The organism is Pseudomonas sp. Snoq117.2 (genome assembly GCF_900110545.1).
Taxonomy (GTDB): Bacteria; Pseudomonadota; Gammaproteobacteria; order Pseudomonadales; family Pseudomonadaceae; genus Chryseomonas; species Chryseomonas benzopyrenica.
The window spans coordinates 9439-26656 of record NZ_FOED01000024.1; the positions used below are offsets into that span (position 1 = coordinate 9439).

Genomic DNA, 17218 nt, shown 5'->3' on the forward strand with positions numbered 1-17218 from the left:
GTCATGAAATTGAATGATCTGCGTTCCGCTCCCGGCGCTCGCCGCGAGAAGCTGCGTCCCGGTCGTGGTATCGGTAGCGGCCTGGGCAAGACCGGTGGCCGTGGCCACAAGGGTCTGACCTCCCGTTCCGGTGGCAAGGTTGCCCCCGGTTTCGAGGGCGGCCAGCAGCCGCTGCACCGTCGTCTGCCCAAGTTCGGCTTCGTATCGCTGAAGGCCCTGGACCGCGCCGAGGTTCGTACCTCCGAGCTGGCCAAGGTCGATGTCGATGTGGTCGATCTGCAGGCGCTGAAAGACGCCAACGTGATCAGCCGTGACATCAAGCGTGTCAAGGTTGTGCTGTCCGGCGACGTCACTCGTGCCGTCACCCTGAAGGGCATTGGTGCCACCAAGGGTGCCCGTGCAGCCATCGAAGCAGCTGGCGGCAAGATCGAGGAATAAATGGCTAAGCAAGGTGCTCTCTCTGCGCTCAGCAAGACCGGTGGTATGTCCGAGCTGTGGACCCGCCTCCGATTCCTGTTCCTGGCGATCATCGTCTACAGGATCGGTGCGCACATCCCTGTTCCGGGTATCAATCCCGATCAGCTGGCCGCACTGTTCAGGCAGAACGAGGGGACCATTCTTAGCCTCTTCAACATGTTCTCTGGCGGTGCGCTGGAGCGGATGAGCATCTTTGCCCTGGGGATCATGCCGTACATCTCGGCCTCGATCATCATGCAGCTGCTTACCGCGATCAGCCCACAGCTGGAGCAATTGAAGAAAGAGGGTGAGTCTGGTCGTCGCAAGATCAGCCAGTACACCCGTTACGGCACGCTGGTTCTGGCGCTCGTTCAGGCCACCGGGATGTCGGTAGGACTCGCCAGTCAGGGCGTCGCGTTCAGCGTGGGCTTCAGCTTCTATTTCGTCGCTGTCACCACGTTCGTCGCCGGCGCACTGTTCATGATGTGGCTGGGTGAACAGATCACCGAGCGCGGTATCGGCAATGGCATCTCGATGCTGATCTTCGCCGGTATCGTCGCGGGCTTGCCTCGCGCCATCGGTCAGTCCTTCGAGTCGGCACGGCAGGGCGATATCAACATCTTCGCGCTGATCATGGTCGGTGTGGTGGCGGTCGCCATCATCGCCTTCGTGGTGTTCATCGAGCGTGGGCAGCGTCGTATCGCCGTGCACTACGCCAAGCGTCAGCAGGGCCGCAAGGTCTTCGCGGCGCAGAACAGCCATCTGCCGCTCAAGGTGAATATGGCTGGGGTCATCCCGGCGATCTTCGCCAGCAGCATCCTGCTGTTTCCGGCATCGCTCGGTTCGTGGTTCGGTCAGTCCGAAGGTCTCGGCTGGTTGCAGGACGTGGCTCAGGCCATCGCCCCCGGCCAACCGCTGAACATCTTGCTGTTTAGTGCAGGGATCATCTTCTTCTGCTTCTTCTATACGGCACTGATGTTCAACCCCAAGGATGTGGCGGAAAACCTGAAGAAATCCGGGGCGTTCATCCCGGGTATTCGTCCTGGTGAGCAGTCCGCGCGCTATATCGATGGCGTGCTGACCCGGCTGACCATGTTCGGTGCCCTGTACATGACGGCGGTGTGCTTGTTGCCCCAGTTCCTGGTGGTCGCGGCGAACGTGCCGTTCTATCTCGGCGGGACCTCGTTGCTGATCGTGGTGGTAGTGGTCATGGACTTCATGTCCCAGGTCCAGTCCCATCTCGTATCTCATCAATACGAGTCCCTGATGAAGAAAGCCAACCTGAAGGGCTACGGCAACGGCATGATGCGTTGAGCCGTTACTCGTAAGGTTAGAGGAGTTGTCATGAAAGTTCGTGCATCGGTCAAGAAGCTGTGCCGTAACTGCAAGATCATTCGCCGCGAAGGCGTCGTGCGCGTGATCTGCAGCGCTGAACCGCGTCACAAGCAGCGCCAAGGCTGAGTGTGAACCACGCGTCTAACCCGGCAGCTAGTGTGCTGCCGGGTTGATCATTTGTTCCTACAGCGTTAATATCGCGCGCCCTTTTCTTGGCTTCCGGGGCGTCGGTAGCTGTCAATCGGAGTTTTTCTGAATGGCCCGTATTGCAGGCGTCAACATTCCAGATAACAAGCATACTGTTATCTCGCTGACCTACATCTATGGTGTCGGTCGCACCACCTCTCAGAAGATCTGCGCGGCCACCGGCATCCAGCCGACCGCCAAGATCAAAGAACTGAGCGACGAGCAGGTCGATCAGCTGCGTAACGAGGTCGCCAAAATCCTCACCGAAGGTGACCTGCGCCGCGAAATCAACATGAACATCAAGCGCCTGATGGATCTGGGTTGCTACCGCGGTCTGCGTCACCGCCGTGGTCTGCCGGTCCGTGGTCAGCGCACCAAGACCAATGCCCGTACCCGTAAGGGCCCGCGCAAGCCGATCCGCAAGTAATCGCATCCGCGAATCGACAGGAATCTAGTCATGGCAAAACCTGCTGCTCGTCCTCGTAAGAAAGTTAAAAAGACAGTGGTTGATGGCATCGCCCACATCCATGCGTCTTTCAACAACACCATCGTGACCATCACCGATCGTCAGGGCAATGCGTTGTCCTGGGCGACCTCCGGTGGCTCCGGCTTCCGTGGCTCCCGTAAGAGCACCCCGTTCGCTGCCCAGATTGCAGCCGAACGTGCCGGCCAAGCCGCTCTGGAATATGGTCTGAAGAATCTGGACGTGAACGTCAAAGGTCCCGGCCCCGGCCGTGAGTCCGCTGTTCGCGCCCTGAATGCCTGTGGTTACAAGATCGCCAGCATCACCGACGTGACGCCTATCCCGCATAACGGGTGCCGTCCGCCGAAGAAGCGTCGCGTGTAATAGGAGACAGTGAGAAATGGCTCGTTACATTGGTCCCAAGTGCAAACTGTCCCGCCGCGAAGGCACTGACCTTTTCCTGAAGAGCGGCGCTCGTGCCCTCGACTCGAAGTGCAAGCTGGAAACCGTTCCTGGCCAGCATGGTCAGCGTCGCGGTCGTCTGTCCGACTACGGTCTGCAGCTGCGTGAAAAGCAGAAAGTTCGCCGTATCTATGGCGTGCTCGAGCGTCAGTTCGCCGGTTACTACCAGGAAGCTGCCCGTCGCAAGGGCGCTACCGGTGAGAACCTGCTGCAACTGCTCGAATGCCGTCTGGACAACGTGGTGTATCGCATGGGCTTCGGTGCCACTCGCGCCGAATCGCGCCAGCTGGTCTCCCACAAGTCGATCACCGTCAACGGTCAGACCGTCAACATTCCCTCCTATCAGGTCAAGGTCGGCGACGTCGTCGCGGTCCGTGAAAAGGCTAAAAACCAGCTGCGTATCGCTCAGGCTCTTGAGCTGTGCGGCCAGCGTGGCCGGGTTGAGTGGGTCGAAGTGAGCACCGAGAAAAAGGAAGGCACCTTCAAAAGCGTGCCGGCCCGTGGTGATCTCTCCGCCGACATCAACGAAAACCTGATTGTCGAGCTCTACTCCAAGTAAGGGCTAGAAAGTAGGTGCATCCATGCAGAGTTCGGTAAATGAGTTCCTGACCCCCCGCCATATCGATGTGCAGGCGGTTAGTCAGACCCGTGCCAAGATCACCCTCGAGCCTCTCGAGCGTGGTTTCGGCCATACCTTGGGCAACGCGCTGCGGCGTATCCTGTTGTCCTCCATGCCTGGCTGCGCGGTAGTCGAAGCAGAGATCGACGGTGTCCTGCACGAGTACAGCGCCATCGAAGGCGTGCAGGAAGACGTGATCGAGATCCTGCTCAACCTCAAGGGCCTGGCCATCAAGTTGCACGGCCGTGACGAAGTCACCCTGAGTCTGAGCAAGAAAGGTCAGGGGCCAGTTCTGGCCTCCGACATTCAGGTCGATCACGATGTCGAGATCGTCAACGGTGAGCACGTCATCGCCCACCTGGCGGACAACGGTTCGCTGAACATGAAGCTGAAAATCGCGCGCGGTCGTGGCTATGAGCCCGCCGATGCGCGTCAGAGCGAAGAAGACGAAACCCGCGCAATCGGTCGTCTCCAGCTCGATGCTACGTTCAGCCCGGTTCGTCGCGTGGCCTATGTGGTGGAAAACGCCCGGGTCGAACAGCGTACCAACCTGGACAAGCTCGTGCTTGACCTGGAAACCAACGGTACCCTGGATCCGGAAGAAGCCATCCGCCGTGCCGCCACCATCCTGCAGCAGCAGCTGGCAGCTTTTGTCGACCTCAAGGGCGACAGCGAGCCGGTCGTGGTCGAGCAGGAAGACGAGATCGATCCGATCCTGCTGCGTCCGGTGGACGATCTGGAACTGACCGTTCGTTCGGCCAACTGCCTCAAGGCGGAGAACATCTACTACATCGGTGACCTGATTCAGCGTACCGAAGTGGAGCTGCTCAAGACCCCGAACCTGGGTAAGAAGTCCCTGACCGAAATCAAGGACGTTCTGGCCTCCCGTGGTCTGTCGCTCGGTATGCGCCTGGACAACTGGCCCCCTGCAAGCCTTAAGAAGGACGACAAGGCTACTGCCTGATCGTCATTGTTCACCGAACGATAGTTTGGGAAGGAATTTCAATCATGCGTCATCGTAAAAGTGGTCGTCATCTGAGCCGCACGAGCGCACACCGCAAGGCCATGTTCCAGAACATGGCTGTGTCGCTGTTCGAGCACGAGCTGATCAAAACTACCCTGCCGAAAGCCAAGGAACTGCGCCGCGTTGCCGAGCCGCTGATCACCCTGGCCAAGGAAGACAGCGTCGCCAACCGTCGCCTGGCTTTCGACCGTACCCGTTCGAAAGCTGCCGTCGGCAAGCTGTTCAACGACCTGGGCAAGCGCTACGCCAACCGTCCGGGTGGCTACCTGCGTATCCTGAAGTGCGGCTTCCGCGCTGGCGACAATGCGCCCATGGCGTATGTCGAGCTGATCGACCGTCCGGTCGGCGGTACCGTGGAACAGGCTGCTGAATAAGTAGCTGCGTTCTGGAAAAAGCCGGGCTCTTGCCCGGCTTTTTCATGCCCGCCTTTTGGCTATGGCAAGACGCTGCTCAGGTCCAGACAGTAGGATCTTGCGACTCAGGTTTTTCTATCAGGATGCTAGGATCAATAAATTAGTCCTAAAGTATCACCCCGGCGATACTTCCCTCAGGCGATCAGCCAACGCTTTCCAGAGGGAGATACCTGTGACCGATACCAAGATCCTCACCACTGCCAGCGGCATTCCGGTAGCCGACAACCAGAATTCCCGCACCGCCGGTCCGCGCGGTCCGCTGCTGCTCGACGACTTCCATCTGATCGAGAAGCTGGCGCACTTCAACCGTGAAGTCATTCCCGAGCGGCGCGTTCATGCCAAGGGCTCCGCGGCCTACGGTACCTTTACCGTCACCCAGGACATCACCCATCTCACCAGCGCCAAGCTGTTCGCCAGTGTGGGCAAGCAGACCGAGACCATCCTGCGCTTTTCCACCGTGGGTGGTGAGCGCGGTTCGGCGGATACCGAGCGCGATCCCCGGGGTTTCGCCCTGAAGTTCTATACCGAAGAAGGCAACTGGGACATCGTCGGCAACAACACCCCGGTGTTCTTCATCCGCGATCCGCTCAAGTTTCCGGACTTCATCCATACCCAGAAGCGCGATCCCTGGAGCAACCTGAAGAGTCCGCAGATGATGTGGGACTTCTGGTCGCTGTCGCCCGAATCCCTGCATCAGGTGACCATCCTCTTCTCGGATCGCGGCATTCCAGATGGCTATCGCTTCATGCACGGTTTCGGTAGCCACACCTTCAGCCTGATCAATGCCCAGGGTGAGCGGCACTTCGTGAAGTTTCACTTCAAGAGCCAGCAGGGGATCAAGAACCTGGCACCGGCCGAGGCCGCACGGCTGGCCGGTACCGATCCGGATTACAGCCAGCGTGACCTGTTCCAGGCCATCGAGCGCGGTGAATTGCCGCGCTGGAAGATGTGCATCCAGGTAATGAGCGAGCAGGAGGCAGCCGGTCGCGCCGAGAATCCCTTCGATGTGACCAAGGTGTGGTCGCAGCAGCAGTATCCGCTGCAGGAAGTCGGGATGCTGGAGCTCAACCGCAATCCGCAGAACTATTTCGCCGAGGTGGAGCAGGCCTCCTTCGCACCGAGCAACGTGGTGCCGGGCATAGGGCTGTCGCCTGATCGCATGCTGCAAGGCCGGGTGTTCGCCTATGCCGACGCCCAGCGCTATCGCGTAGGGACCAACTATCAGCAGCTACCGGTCAACGCACCGCGCTGCCCCTACGCCAACAATCAGCGCGATGGCGCCATGCGCTTCGATGGCAATGGCGGTTCGCAGCCGAACTACGAGCCGAACAGCTATGGCCATACGCCCAAGCAGGCGCCGCAGTATCGCGAACCGGCACTGAACTTCGCCGGCCCCGCCGATCGCTACGATCACCGGGTGGACGAGGATTACTTCAGTCAGGCCGGCGCGCTGTTCCGCCTGATGAATGCCGACCAGCAAGCACTGCTGATCGGCAACATCGTCGGCGCCCTGGGCTCTGTGACCCGTGATGTGCAACTGCGGCAGATCGGTCACTTCCTCAAGGCCGATCCCGCCTATGGCATGGGCGTGGCCAAGGGCCTGGGGATAGATCCCAGCGAAGTGGCCTGATCCAGGGATAGGAAGAAGCCCGGCGAATGCCGGGTTTTCTTCGTCCGTCAAAAAAGTGCGGGAAAGGCTGTCTCGAACGCCGCTTGCGACGTCGCAGTGCTAAGGTTCGCATCAAGCGCGAAAACACGAGGCTCGCTCTCCCGTCATGACTGTGTTTGGAGTGTCTTTGCGCCAGCTCTGGGCGCACGAAAAGGCCAGCTATGGCGTTCGCGTCTTTGTCGCCCTGAGCGGCGCCATGGCCGTCTGCTGGTCGCTGGGGGATCTGCGTGCGCTGTCGCCGGTGTTTCTCGGCATCATCGCCAGCGCCCTGGCGGAAACCGACGACAGTTGGCTGGGGCGACTCAAGTCGCTGGCGGTGACGCTGCTGTGCTTCACGGTGGCGGCCTTCGCGGTCGAGCTGCTGTTTCCCTATCCCTGGATCTTCGTGGTCGGCCTGGGTCTGGCCACCTTCAGCCTGACGATGCTGGGCGCCATCGGCGAGCGCTATGCATCCATCGCCCAGGCCACGGTGATCCTGTCGATCTACGCCATGATCGGGGTGGATCAGCGCCTCGGCGCCCAGGTGCCGTTGTGGTACGAGCCAGCGCACCTGCTGGCCGGTGCGCTGTGGTACGGCCTGCTTTCGGTGCTCTGGTGCGCGCTGTTCGCCCATCAGCCGGTGCGGCAGAATCTGTCCGCCCTCTATGGCGAACTGGAGATTCTGCTCAGGCTCAAGGCCGAGATGCTCGAACCGGTACGCGGGGTGGATCTGCATCGGCGCCGCGTGCTGCTGGCGCAGCAGAACGGCAAGGTGGTGCAGGCGCTGAACCAGGCCAAGGCGACCATCCTCAATCGCTTCGGCCGCTCGGGACGGCCTGGCGCGCGCTCGGGGCGCTACTTCCGTCTCTATTTCATGGCGCAGGACATCCACGAGCGCGCCAGTTCCTCGCACTATCCCTACAGCGCCTTGACCGAGGCCTTCTTCCATAGCGACATCCTGTTTCGCTGTCAGCGCCTGCTCAAGCTGCAGGCCAATGCCTGCCACAACATGGGCGAGGCGATTCGTCTGGGGCAGCCTTTCGAATACGGCCAGCAGAGTCAGCAGGGGCTGACCGATTTGCAGGCCTCGCTGGAGTATCTCAAGCAGCAGCAGAATCCGCGCTGGCGCGGTCTGCTGCGCTCCCTGGACCTGCTCGGGCACAATCTCTCGACTCTGGAGCGGCAATTCTCCGAGGCGGGCAACAGCGACTCGGGGGCGGCGGATCTGGACACCAGCCTGCTGGATCCGGCGGCGCGCTCCCTGCGCGAGGTGTTCCAGCGCATCCGCCTGCAGCTGACCCCGACCTCGCTGCTGTTCCGCCATGGCCTGCGCCTGGCGCTGGCGCTGATGGCCGGCTATGGCGTGCTGCACCTGATCCACCCGGTGAACGGCTACTGGATCCTGCTGACCACGGTGTTCGTCTGTCGGCCGCAGTACGGGGCGACCCGGGTGCGGCTGGTGCAGCGGATCGTCGGTACGGTGATCGGCCTGTTGCTGGGCAGCGCCTTGCTGGAGCTGTTCGGTCAGCCGGAGATCCAGCTGTTGATGGCGCTGGTCGCCGGCCTGGTGTTCTTTATCACCCGGACGGATCGCTACACCATCGCCACCGCCGCCATCACCCTGATGGTGCTGTTCTGCTTCAACCAGGTAGGCAATGGCTTCATGCTGATCTGGCCGCGGTTGCTGGATACCCTGTTGGGTTGCCTGATCGCGGTACTGGCGGTGTTCTTTGTCCTGCCGGACTGGCAGGGACGGCGACTGCATCAGGTGATGGCCAATACCCTGCGCACCAATGCACTCTATCTGCGCCGGTTGCACGAGCAGTACCGGACCGGCAAGCGGGACGATCTCGACTACCGCGTGGCGCGGCGCAACGCCCACAATGCCGATGCGACGCTGTCGGCCGCACTGGCCAACATGCTGCGCGATCCCGGGCATTTCCGCCGTAACCTGGAAGCGGGCTTTCGCTATCTGGCGCTGTCCAACACCCTGCTGGGCTATCTGTCGGCCCTGGGCGCCCATCGCCGACAGTTGGAGGCGGCCGAGCACGATGCCCTGGTGGAGCGTGCCGTGACCCGGATCGCCGAGGGCATGGAAGCCATTGCCGCCGCGGTGGCGGAGCGGCGTAGTCTGCCGCCGACCGCCGAAGAGGAAAGCAGCCTGGCCGACGAACTGGAAGCCGCGGCCGAGGACAACGATGATGGCTACCGATTGGTGTGTACCCAGTTGGCGCTGATCTGCCGATTGCTGCCCAATCTCAAAAGCGCCGCCAACCATACCCTGCGCGAACAAAGCCGCGAGCAACCGGCAGCGGGTACCGCCGATGCTTGAGCAAGGTTGGCGCGACGCGCTATGTTGACCGATGTCCGTCGAATCTTTCGACGCCTGTTTATGCTGGTTTGAAGGCTGTTCCAACACATGCGTATGCGTCTTCTAGTAGTGGGCGGGGAGAGCGCCCTGGGCAAGGCGCTACTCGCCGCCGGTGCCGAAGCGGGCATCGAATTCGTCGCCCCCGAGACTCCCGCGGAGGGCTGGTACGCCGCCGGGCTGACCCAGGTGCTCGACCAGGTACGGCCGGGGGCGGTGATCAATCTCGCCTATTACCGCGACTGGTTGCAGGCGGCGGACTTCGATCCGGCGCTGATGCAGCGCCAGGCGCTGGCCGTGCAACGCCTGGCCGGCCTCTGCCAGCACTATCAGATTCCGCTGATCCAACCGTCCAGTTATCAGCTTTTCGATGGCTCGCGCGTGGCCGGCTATAGTGAAAAGGATCTTCCGCGGCCGCCGGGCGCACGTGGCGAGGCGCTCTGGCGGGTCGAGCAGCTGGTGCGGGCGCTGTGCCCGATGCACATCCTGCTGCGCCTGGGCTGGGTCCTCGACGACTCCTGCGACGGTCGCCTGGGGCGTCTGTTGCGGCAGCTGGGTACCGAGCAGGTGGTGCCGATGGCGGGCGACCGGCGCGGCAACCCGACCACCGTGGGCGATGCCGCCCGGGTGCTGCTGGCCGTGGTCAAGCAGCTCGACTGTGGTGCGCCGCTCTGGGGGACCTATCACTACGGCGCCCAGGAGGCGGTGTCGGAGCTGGGTCTGGCCGAGACCGTCGCCCAGCTCTGGCAGGAATTCGACCGGCCGGTGCGCTGCGAATGGCAGGAGGTGACGCACCTGGAGCGGGCGGATGCCACGGAAGAGCCACAACAGGGGGTGTTGATCAGTCGCAAGCTGCTCAACACCTTTGGAATCAAGGCGCGGCGCTGGCAGCAGGAGCTGCCCGCGCTGTTGCAGGGCTTTCGGCAGGACGAGGTAGGTTTCGATGAGTGATGCGCCCATTCTGATCACTGGCGGTGCCGGTTTCATCGGCTCCCACCTGGCCGACGCGCTGCTGGCGCGGGGCCGGCGGGTGCGGGTACTGGACGATCTGAGCACCGGCAAGCGCGAGAATCTGCAGCTGGACAACGACCGTATCGAGCTGCGGGTGGGCGACGTGGCCGATGCCGCGACGCTGGAAGCCGCGGTGACCGGTTGCGCAGCGGTGGTGCACCTGGCCGCGGTGGCCTCGGTGCAGGCCTCGGTGGAAGACCCGGTGGGCACCCACAGGGCCAATTTCATTGGCACCCTGAATCTGTGCGAGGCCATGCGCAAGGCCGCGATCAAGCGGGTGATCTATGCCTCCAGCGCGGCGGTCTATGGTGCCAACGGTCAGGGCCAGGCCATCGACGAGGAGCTGCCCAAGGCACCGCTGACGCCCTATGCGGCGGACAAGCTGGCCGGCGAGTACTACTTCGACTTCTATCGCCGCGAGCACGGCCTGGAGCCGGCGATCTTCCGCTTCTTCAACATCTACGGCCCGCGTCAGGATCCCTCTTCGCCTTATTCGGGGGTGATCAGCATCTTTACCGAGCGCGCTCGCCGGCAGACGCCGATCACGGTGTTCGGCGACGGCGAGCAGACCCGCGATTTCGTCTATGTGGCCGATCTGGTGGGCATCCTGGTGCAGGCGCTGGAGGCCCCCGCGGTAGCGGCGGGGGCGGTGAACGTGGGGCGCGGCGAGACCATCAGCCTGAACGGGCTGCTGGCGGAGATCGGCCAGGTGCTGGGTGGCCTGCCGCCGGTGACCCATGGTGCGGCGCGGGCGGGGGACATCCGCCATTCGAAGGCGGACAACCGTCGTCTGCGCGAGCGCTTCGATTTCAGCCAGCCCACAGGCATGGGCACGGGGCTGGCGGCGCTGCTACGGGACTAGCGGGCGAGGCCGGGGGCAAGCCCCGGTCTCTTGGGCTGCGACGCTGGAGCTGTCTCAGCGCCAACCTACGGCGCGAGTGGCTGGCGGTGAGCTAGAAGCGATAGCCCAGGCCGACCATATAGACCCAGGGGTCCACGTCCAGATCGACCTTGGCCCGAGCGCCGAGGGCGGTGTTATCGACGTGGGCGGTGGTGGCGATGTCGATGTAGCGGACTTGGGCGTTGAGCATCACCCGGTCGGTGAGCATGAGATCGGCACCAACCTGGGCGGACCAGCCCCAGGAATTGTCGGCGCGGAAGTTATCGAAGCCGGCCGCGCTGGCACCACTGCCGACGTGCTCGTCATAGATCCAGGTGTAGTTGAGGCCGGCGCCGACATAGGGCTGGAACGTCGTCTTGGCGTCCAGGGGGTAGTAGACCAGGCTCAGGGTCGGCGGCAGGTGCTTGAGACTGCCCAGCTTGCCGTTGGCGGCGTCCAGCCCGGTGCCCTTGATGTTGACCTGGTGCTCGAAGGGCGTGGCCGCCAGCAGTTCGACGCCCAGGTGGTCGGTGAGCATGTAGGCGAAGTTGAGGCCCAGCTGGGTGTCGCTGTCCATGCTCGCCTTGCCGCCGAGATTGGCGCCGCTCAGGGCGCCGCGGTCGATCTTGACGTCGGAGCTGCGTTCGTGGGGATCCACGGTGATGGCGCCGGCGCGCAGGATGATGTCGCCGGCCTGGTGGGCCTGGGCGAGAGGGGCGGCCAGGGCGAGGGCGAGCAGGCTGAGGCGGAAGAGGGGACGCATGGCGAGGGCTCCGAAGGCATGGAAAAGGGCTGGGAGCAGCCTAGCGAAGCTGAAACGGCGGACTCTTGATCTCGCTCAAGCGCAGGGCAGATCCCTCAGGAGCCGTCGCCCTTGAGGATGTAGGGCTGGATGCGCTGGGCCTGCAGCCAGTAGCCGGCGACGGCCACCTCGCTGCGTTGGCTGCCCACGCCCAAGCGGCCTTCCACCCAGTAGGGCAGGTGCAGCTTGGACAGCCAGAGGTCATGGCTGCCCTTGACGTAGACAATCTGGTTGCCCGGGGGCGGCGGCACATGGATGCAGGCGCCGTAGTAGGGAACCAGCAGGAATTCGGTGACCTCGCCCTCGTCAGTGACCATGATCGGCACCACATAGCCCGGCAAGCGCACCTCCTGGCCATCCAGGGCGGCCACTGTCGGCGCATCCGGCCAGGGCTGGCTGGCGGCGGGGCCGTCTTCGCCGAGGCCGTGGTCGATGCTGCCGGGATTGAAGCGCGGCGCATCGGCCGGTACCAGTTCGCGCCAGGCGAGTTGGCGGGGTTCGGCCTGGGCCCAGGACAGCCAGCAGAGCAACAGCAAAAGCGCCAGGCGCATGGGGTGGAAGCCTCGTCTACAAGCGCACGGACAACCCGTCCGTGAGGGCCTGGCGACAGCCGCGCCAGGCTGGGATGCAACCGAGCACCAGGGCGGCGAGCAGGATGCCGCCGAGCAGTTGCCCATCGTAGAGCGAGGGCCAGTCCAGCGGCAATGCCAGACCGTATTCCGCCAGCAGCCAGGGCCGGCCCAGGGCGATGGCGCCATAGAGCAGCGCCAGTCCGCCCAGACAGCCGGCCAGAGTGAGCGCCAGGGCTTCGGCCAGCAGCAGGCCGAACAGATGGCGCGGCTGGGCTCCCACCGAGCGCAGGATGGCCATTTCCCGGCGCCGTTCGTTGAGGCTGGCGAGCAGCGCGGTGAGCATGCCCACCAGACCGGTGAGCACCACGCACAGCGACATCACCAGCAGCGCCTGTTCCGCCGTGCCGAGCAGGCCCCAAAGTTCCTGCAGGGCCACCCCGGGCAGGATCGCCAGCAAGGGCTCGCCGGTATAGCTGTTGACCGCGCGCTGTACGGCAAAGGTGGCTACCCGATTCTTGAGGCCGACCAGGGCGGCGGTGAGATCCTCAGGGGTGAGATCGCGCTGGCGCACCTCGGCGTCGCTCAGCGAGGGACCGGGCATGCCGCCACGCCAGTCCAGGTGCAGGGCGGTCATGCCGCTCAGCGGAATGTGCAGGGTGCGATCGACCGGGGTACCGGTAGGCGCGAGGATGCCGACCACGGTGAAGGGATGGTCGCTGTGCTCGGTCAGGCTGATGGTGGCGACGCCATGGGCCAGCACCAGCTTATCGCCCAGCTGATAGTGCAGCGCCTTGGCCACCTCGGCGCCCAGCACCACCTCGAAGACGTCCTTGAAGGGCCGGCCCTGGGCCAGGCGTAGCGGCTGGTTGCGCCCGTAGTGATAGTGGGTGAAGTAGTTGCCGTCGGTGCCCAGCACCCGGTAACCGCGGTGGGAGTCGCCAAGGGACAGCGGGATGGTCCAGGCGACGCGGGGATCGGCGGCGAGCTTCTCGTAGCTCTCCCAGCGGATGTTGTTGGTGGCGTTGCCGATGCGGAACACCGAGTAGAGCAGCAGGTTGACCGCGCCGGAGCGGGCGCCCACCACCAGGTCGGTGCCGGCGATGGTGCTGGCGAAGCTGGCCTTGGCCTCGGTGCGCAGCCGCTCGACGCCCAGCAGCAGGGCCACCGAGACGGCGATGGTGAAGACGGTGAGCAGGGCGGTGGCGCGGCGATTGCGCAGGCTGGCCCAGGCCAGTTGGAGCAGGGGCATCCTAGGTCTCCGGGCGGGCGGCGTTGAGCTGCGCCAGGGTGAGGTGGCGGTCGAAATGGCCTGCCAGGCTGCGATCGTGGCTGACGAACAGCAGGCCGGCGCCAGCCGCGGCGCATTCGGCGAACAGCAGCTGCAAAAAGGCGTCGCGGTGATCGGTATCCAGCGCCGAGGTGGGCTCGTCGGCGATCACCAGTTCCGGCTGGCCGATCAGAGCGCGGGCGGCGGCGACCCGCTGCTGCTGGCCGATGGACAATTCGCGGGCCAGACGGCGGGGCAGGTCGGGATCGCTCAGTCCCAGGGCGCGGAGCAGGGTCAGGGCCGCGGCCTGAGGATCGCCATGCCGCGCACGGGCACGGGCGCGGCGCAGTGCCGAGAACTGGCAGGGCAGCAGGATGTTGTCCAGCACCGAGAGAAAGGGCAGCAGGTTGAATTGTTGGAAGAGAAAGCCGGTGTGGTCGACGCGAAAGCGGTCGCGCCGGGCGGTGGCGAGCGCTCCCAGGTCCTGACCGAGCAGGCGCACCTGGCCGCGACTCGGCCGTTGCACGCCGCCGAGCAGGCCGAGCAGGGTGGTCTTGCCGCTGCCCGAGGGCCCTTCGAGAAACAGCGCCTCGCCGGGTGCCAGCTGGAAGTGCCGGATGTCCAGGCATTCCGCCTGGCCGGGCCAGGCGAAGCCAAGGTCCCGGATCTCGACCAGGGGCGCGGTACTCATGGCCGTCCTACCACTTCAGTCGCGGTTGCTGAGCCGTCAGCTCGGCGCCCTGCTGGCCGCTGGCGACGATGGCCTGCACTTCGACACTGTGACTGTTGGGAAAGCGGGCGAACCAGCCGGAGAGGTCCAGGCTGTCGAGGGCGGTCGGCTTGCTGCAGGTGAAGCTCATGGTGGCTTCCACATCCAGATGGCCGCTGGCGTTGGCGTCCTTGGCGAACAGCGGACTGATGGCGCTGGCTTCGGTGAGCCGGCAATCGGCCGCCGCGGGCAGCTTCACCAGCGCCTGGGGATTTTCCAGGCTCTGTCGCAGTGCGGCGACGGCAGCCTGTTCCTGCTGATTACGCGCTGCATGTTCGAAGCCCAGCAGATCGGCCGCCGGACTGCGCCACTGCAATTCCAGGCCCGTGTCGGTCTGCGCCAGGTCGAGGTGGGATTCACCGTGCACATGGGCACCCAGGGCGCCATGCGCGTGTTCGTCATGGTCGTCGTGGGTGCCATGGGCAAAGGCCGGTTGGGCGAGCGCGGCAGCAAGGCAAAGGGTCAGCAGAGGCAGGCGCATGGTGGTCTTCCAGTGGACGGAGAGGCGCTATGTTATGTTGTTGCTTTTCCGCGCTGCAACCTTGGTTTGGCGTCGGCCGGTGGCTGTGGGAGCATGGGCCTCTGCACGACGAGGAGAACACCATGGTACGCATTCGCGGAACCATCGGCAGCCAGCCCGTGGATCTCACGGTGGAACTGGACGAGGCCGACTGGCAGCGCCTGGCCGCAGCCCTGCAGCCGACGGCGGCGTCCCTGCCTGCTGCGGCGGTGGCTGCCGCCCCCAGCGGGCCCAAGTCGGGCGGTGACATGCTCTGGGACCAGGTGGTGAAACTGCTCAGCTCCGCCGGGCGGCTCAGCGGACCGGACATCCTCGTGGCCCTGGAAAAGCTGACCGGCAATCTGGGCGTGGCCAAGCAGCTGCTGGTTCGGCTGAGGCACAGCCCCCAGGTGCGCATGGAGCGGGTGGGCGAGGCGCAGTTCTATATCTGGCAGGGGTGAGGCTGGGGCAGGTTGGTGGAAAACGTTGGGCGGTTTTCCACGCTACAGGCCGTCCACAGCATCACGATGGCGCTGGCTGTGGATAAGGCTGCATTAGGCGTGATGCAGCCTGGGCCGACAGGCGCCTAGTACAGCGCCTGGTACAGGCGGCGGCGATAGGTGGCGACCAGCGGGTGGTCGTTGCCCAGCAGATCGAAGACCTGCACCAGGGTCTTGCGCGGCAGGTCGTCGCCATAGCCGCGGTTGCGGCGGAACAGGTCCAGCAGGCCATCCAGAGCCGGTTCATATTGCTGGCGGGCCAGTTGCTGTACGGCCAGCTGGTAGGCGGCTTCGTCGTCGCCAGCATCGCGCGCCAGGCGGCTCTTGAGGTCGGCGACCTCGGGCAGGCTGGCGGCCTGGCGCAGGAAGGTCAGCTGGGCACGGGCGCCGGCCAGGGCCTGCTTGTGTTCGTCACCCTTGACCGCGTCCAGCACCGCCTGGGCATCGTCCAGTTCACCGCGCTCGGCCAGGCAGCGGGCATAGAGGATCAGCGCCAGGGCGTCGCTGTTGTCTTCTTCCAGCAGGGGCTTGAGCAGGGCTTCGGCCTCGGCGAAACGCCCCTCGGCGAACAGCGCCTGGGCGGCGTCCAGCGGATCTTCCTCGGCTGGTGGCAGGGCCTGGACATGGGGTTCGAGCAGGGTGCGAATGGCCGACTCCGGCTGGGCGCCGGCGAAGCCATCCACCGGTTGGCCATCCTTGAACAGCACCACGGTGGGCAGGCTGCGGATGCCGAATCTCATCACCAGTTCCTGCTCGATGTCGCAGTTGACCTTGGCCAGGTGCAGGGCGCCGCCATAGGACTCGGTGATCTTGGCCAGCAGCGGCATCAGTACCTTACAGGGCGCGCACCACTCGGCCCAGAAGTCCACCAGGACCGGGGTGCTGAAGGAGGCGTCGATGACCTGTTGCTGGAAGGTGTCGAGGGTAGCGTCGAAAATGTAGGGGACCTGGCTCATGGCGGACTCGGCAGAGGCGGGTGGCCCCAGATCATTCCTGATCCGGAGCCCCCTAAGAACCGTGCTTGCGACTTTCACAGCACACGGCTCAAGCTTACGAAAAGTCAGCCCAGAGGCTGACCGGCAACGTTGACTAACGATCCTATCATTACAGACCGCTGTGTCGCAGAGTCACTTGTTTACGCTGGCTGTGAATCAGCGAGTGACAGTTGGGATGGAGAAGTACGCGATTTTTCAGAGTGTCCTTGCCGCCGTCCACCCGTCGAATGACATGGTGGTCGTCCCAGCCCGTTTCCCTGGTAATCGCGTGACCGCACAGAGCGCAGTTCCCTTTCTGGCGCCGGTAAAGGCTTAGGATTTGTTTCCTGAAACGCAGCTTGTGCTGCATCCTTTGGACCCTTAGCTTTTCCCATTTCTGCTCAAGCGCAGCGTCGTACGGGTGGTACCCGCCTGATAGACGCTTTTGGCGCTTGATTACGGTCTTCGCTAGCTCATAAAGCTCACGATACTTTCTCTCTCCCTTCTTGCCTCTATAGGGATGCGCGAACACCTGTTTCCGCCCGCCGATGGAATGGAAGTATTTGTTCCAGCTCCACGTAGCTAGCTTCTTCGGGTGTCGGCGCTTCGCCCACCTTCGTAGCAACCAGAAAATCAAGTTATCTAGTTTCTTGAAGGTGGCTTTAGCAACAGCCTGAGAATGGTATTGAGCCCACCCTCGTAGTACCGGGTTCAGACGGCCGATCAACTCTTCCTGAGTCAGAGCCCCACTGGATCTCACTATGTCCCTTACCTTTCGATAGAACGTCGAGATGTTCTTCTTCGAGGGTTTGGTAAACAGCTTGGTCCGTCGGTAAGGCGATTTCGGCACGTATTTCCTGAAATTCCACCCTAGGAAATCAAAGCCCTGAAGGATGTGGGTTATCTGCGTTTTCTCTTCGGACAAGCTCACCCCTCGTACTGACAGGAATTGCTCGACCCAAGGTATGAC

General features: G+C 63.6%; 20 protein-coding genes. 13 read left to right on the forward strand and 7 right to left on the reverse strand.

Features of this window, described 5'->3' with window-relative positions:
* Window positions 1-3 precede the first annotated feature (3 nt).
* The 12 genes from rplO (at window position 4) to BMZ43_RS24910 (ending at window position 10847) form a co-directional block, all read left to right on the forward strand.
* Window positions 4-438 carry a 50S ribosomal protein L15 gene (gene rplO, locus BMZ43_RS24855; protein ID WP_007161232.1) on the forward strand — a complete coding sequence of 145 codons (435 nt, stop codon included), beginning with the start codon at window positions 4-6 and terminating at the stop codon, window positions 436-438.
* A complete protein-coding gene (secY, locus tag BMZ43_RS24860) occupies window positions 439-1770 on the forward strand; it encodes a preprotein translocase subunit SecY (protein WP_026083755.1) in 1332 nt (443 codons plus the stop codon).
* Between the two features lie 30 nt (window positions 1771-1800).
* Window positions 1801-1917, forward strand: coding sequence for a 50S ribosomal protein L36 (gene rpmJ, locus BMZ43_RS24865; protein WP_002555468.1), 117 nt, complete (start codon window positions 1801-1803; stop codon window positions 1915-1917).
* A gap of 130 nt (window positions 1918-2047) precedes the next feature.
* On the forward strand, window positions 2048-2404 hold the full coding sequence (gene rpsM, locus BMZ43_RS24870; protein ID WP_017640288.1) for a 30S ribosomal protein S13: 357 nt from the start codon (window positions 2048-2050) through the stop codon (window positions 2402-2404).
* Between the two features lie 30 nt (window positions 2405-2434).
* Entirely contained in the window at window positions 2435-2824 is a 390-nt protein-coding gene (rpsK, locus tag BMZ43_RS24875; RefSeq protein ID WP_003281811.1) for a 30S ribosomal protein S11, read from the forward strand.
* Between the two features lie 16 nt (window positions 2825-2840).
* Window positions 2841-3461 carry a 30S ribosomal protein S4 gene (gene rpsD / locus BMZ43_RS24880; RefSeq protein WP_017640289.1) on the forward strand — a complete coding sequence of 207 codons (621 nt, stop codon included), beginning with the start codon at window positions 2841-2843 and terminating at the stop codon, window positions 3459-3461.
* A gap of 22 nt (window positions 3462-3483) precedes the next feature.
* Window positions 3484-4485, forward strand: a complete 1002-nt coding sequence (rpoA, locus tag BMZ43_RS24885; protein WP_059316454.1) for a DNA-directed RNA polymerase subunit alpha — start codon at window positions 3484-3486, stop codon at window positions 4483-4485.
* 44 nt (window positions 4486-4529) lie between these two features.
* Window positions 4530-4919: a 50S ribosomal protein L17 gene (gene rplQ, locus BMZ43_RS24890; protein ID WP_007161227.1), complete on the forward strand. Its 390-nt coding sequence runs from the start codon at window positions 4530-4532 to the stop codon at window positions 4917-4919.
* 211 nt (window positions 4920-5130) lie between these two features.
* A complete protein-coding gene (locus BMZ43_RS24895; RefSeq protein WP_093257570.1) occupies window positions 5131-6588 on the forward strand; it encodes a catalase in 1458 nt (485 codons plus the stop codon).
* A 145-nt stretch (window positions 6589-6733) separates the two neighbouring features.
* Window positions 6734-8938, forward strand: a complete 2205-nt coding sequence (yccS, locus tag BMZ43_RS24900) for a YccS family putative transporter (protein ID WP_026083756.1) — start codon at window positions 6734-6736, stop codon at window positions 8936-8938.
* Window positions 8939-9025: 87 nt separating this feature from the next.
* Complete coding sequence (locus BMZ43_RS24905; protein WP_177344863.1) at window positions 9026-9925, forward strand: sugar nucleotide-binding protein; 900 nt, start codon at window positions 9026-9028, stop codon at window positions 9923-9925.
* Window positions 9918-10847, forward strand: coding sequence for an NAD-dependent epimerase/dehydratase family protein (locus BMZ43_RS24910; protein ID WP_093257574.1), 930 nt, complete (start codon window positions 9918-9920; stop codon window positions 10845-10847). The genes BMZ43_RS24905 and BMZ43_RS24910 overlap by 8 nt, the downstream gene beginning before the upstream one ends.
* A gap of 91 nt (window positions 10848-10938) precedes the next feature.
* On the opposite strand, the gene BMZ43_RS24915 is transcribed toward BMZ43_RS24910, so the two are convergent.
* The 5 genes from BMZ43_RS24915 to BMZ43_RS24935 form a co-directional block, all read right to left on the reverse strand.
* A complete protein-coding gene (locus BMZ43_RS24915; protein WP_093257576.1) occupies window positions 10939-11628 on the reverse strand; it encodes an OmpW/AlkL family protein in 690 nt (229 codons plus the stop codon).
* A 95-nt stretch (window positions 11629-11723) separates the two neighbouring features.
* Window positions 11724-12218, reverse strand: coding sequence for a DUF3299 domain-containing protein (locus BMZ43_RS24920; RefSeq protein ID WP_017642604.1), 495 nt, complete (start codon window positions 12216-12218; stop codon window positions 11724-11726).
* Between the two features lie 16 nt (window positions 12219-12234).
* Complete coding sequence (locus BMZ43_RS24925; RefSeq protein WP_093257579.1) at window positions 12235-13488, reverse strand: ABC transporter permease; 1254 nt, start codon at window positions 13486-13488, stop codon at window positions 12235-12237.
* Window position 13489: 1 nt separating this feature from the next.
* Window positions 13490-14197, reverse strand: a complete 708-nt coding sequence (locus tag BMZ43_RS24930) for an ATP-binding cassette domain-containing protein (RefSeq protein WP_093257582.1) — start codon at window positions 14195-14197, stop codon at window positions 13490-13492.
* Window positions 14198-14204: 7 nt separating this feature from the next.
* Window positions 14205-14756: a ZrgA family zinc uptake protein gene (locus BMZ43_RS24935; RefSeq protein WP_064308497.1), complete on the reverse strand. Its 552-nt coding sequence runs from the start codon at window positions 14754-14756 to the stop codon at window positions 14205-14207.
* A 122-nt stretch (window positions 14757-14878) separates the two neighbouring features.
* Here BMZ43_RS24935 and BMZ43_RS24940 point away from each other — a divergent pair, with 122 nt between their 5' ends.
* A complete protein-coding gene (locus BMZ43_RS24940) occupies window positions 14879-15235 on the forward strand; it encodes a hypothetical protein (protein ID WP_064308496.1) in 357 nt (118 codons plus the stop codon).
* A 125-nt stretch (window positions 15236-15360) separates the two neighbouring features.
* On the opposite strand, the gene trxA is transcribed toward BMZ43_RS24940, so the two are convergent.
* Together trxA and BMZ43_RS24950 are read right to left on the reverse strand one after the other, a co-directional pair.
* Complete coding sequence (gene trxA, locus BMZ43_RS24945; protein WP_093257585.1) at window positions 15361-16230, reverse strand: thioredoxin; 870 nt, start codon at window positions 16228-16230, stop codon at window positions 15361-15363.
* Window positions 16231-16378: 148 nt separating this feature from the next.
* Window positions 16379-17218, reverse strand: an 840-nt coding sequence (locus BMZ43_RS24950) for a group II intron maturase-specific domain-containing protein (protein ID WP_177344864.1), incomplete at its 5' end; no start/stop codon positions are given.

Coding starts and splice junctions, on each gene's coding strand:
- BMZ43_RS24910 (WP_093257574.1), top strand. CDS start 9,918: ATGAGTGATGCGCCCATTCTGATCACTGGCGGTGCCGGTTTCATCGGC.
- BMZ43_RS24915 (WP_093257576.1), bottom strand. CDS start 11,628: ATGCGTCCCCTCTTCCGCCTCAGCCTGCTCGCCCTCGCCCTGGCCGCC.
- rpoA (WP_059316454.1), top strand. CDS start 3,484: ATGCAGAGTTCGGTAAATGAGTTCCTGACCCCCCGCCATATCGATGTG.
- rpsD (WP_017640289.1), top strand. CDS start 2,841: ATGGCTCGTTACATTGGTCCCAAGTGCAAACTGTCCCGCCGCGAAGGC.
- BMZ43_RS24920 (WP_017642604.1), bottom strand. CDS start 12,218: ATGCGCCTGGCGCTTTTGCTGTTGCTCTGCTGGCTGTCCTGGGCCCAG.
- rpsM (WP_017640288.1), top strand. CDS start 2,048: ATGGCCCGTATTGCAGGCGTCAACATTCCAGATAACAAGCATACTGTT.
- rplO (WP_007161232.1), top strand. CDS start 4: ATGAAATTGAATGATCTGCGTTCCGCTCCCGGCGCTCGCCGCGAGAAG.
- BMZ43_RS24925 (WP_093257579.1), bottom strand. CDS start 13,488: ATGCCCCTGCTCCAACTGGCCTGGGCCAGCCTGCGCAATCGCCGCGCC.
- rpsK (WP_003281811.1), top strand. CDS start 2,435: ATGGCAAAACCTGCTGCTCGTCCTCGTAAGAAAGTTAAAAAGACAGTG.
- rplQ (WP_007161227.1), top strand. CDS start 4,530: ATGCGTCATCGTAAAAGTGGTCGTCATCTGAGCCGCACGAGCGCACAC.
- secY (WP_026083755.1), top strand. CDS start 439: ATGGCTAAGCAAGGTGCTCTCTCTGCGCTCAGCAAGACCGGTGGTATG.
- BMZ43_RS24930 (WP_093257582.1), bottom strand. CDS start 14,197: ATGAGTACCGCGCCCCTGGTCGAGATCCGGGACCTTGGCTTCGCCTGG.
- BMZ43_RS24935 (WP_064308497.1), bottom strand. CDS start 14,756: ATGCGCCTGCCTCTGCTGACCCTTTGCCTTGCTGCCGCGCTCGCCCAA.
- rpmJ (WP_002555468.1), top strand. CDS start 1,801: ATGAAAGTTCGTGCATCGGTCAAGAAGCTGTGCCGTAACTGCAAGATC.
- trxA (WP_093257585.1), bottom strand. CDS start 16,230: ATGAGCCAGGTCCCCTACATTTTCGACGCTACCCTCGACACCTTCCAG.
- BMZ43_RS24940 (WP_064308496.1), top strand. CDS start 14,879: ATGGTACGCATTCGCGGAACCATCGGCAGCCAGCCCGTGGATCTCACG.
- BMZ43_RS24905 (WP_177344863.1), top strand. CDS start 9,026: ATGCGTATGCGTCTTCTAGTAGTGGGCGGGGAGAGCGCCCTGGGCAAG.
- yccS (WP_026083756.1), top strand. CDS start 6,734: ATGACTGTGTTTGGAGTGTCTTTGCGCCAGCTCTGGGCGCACGAAAAG.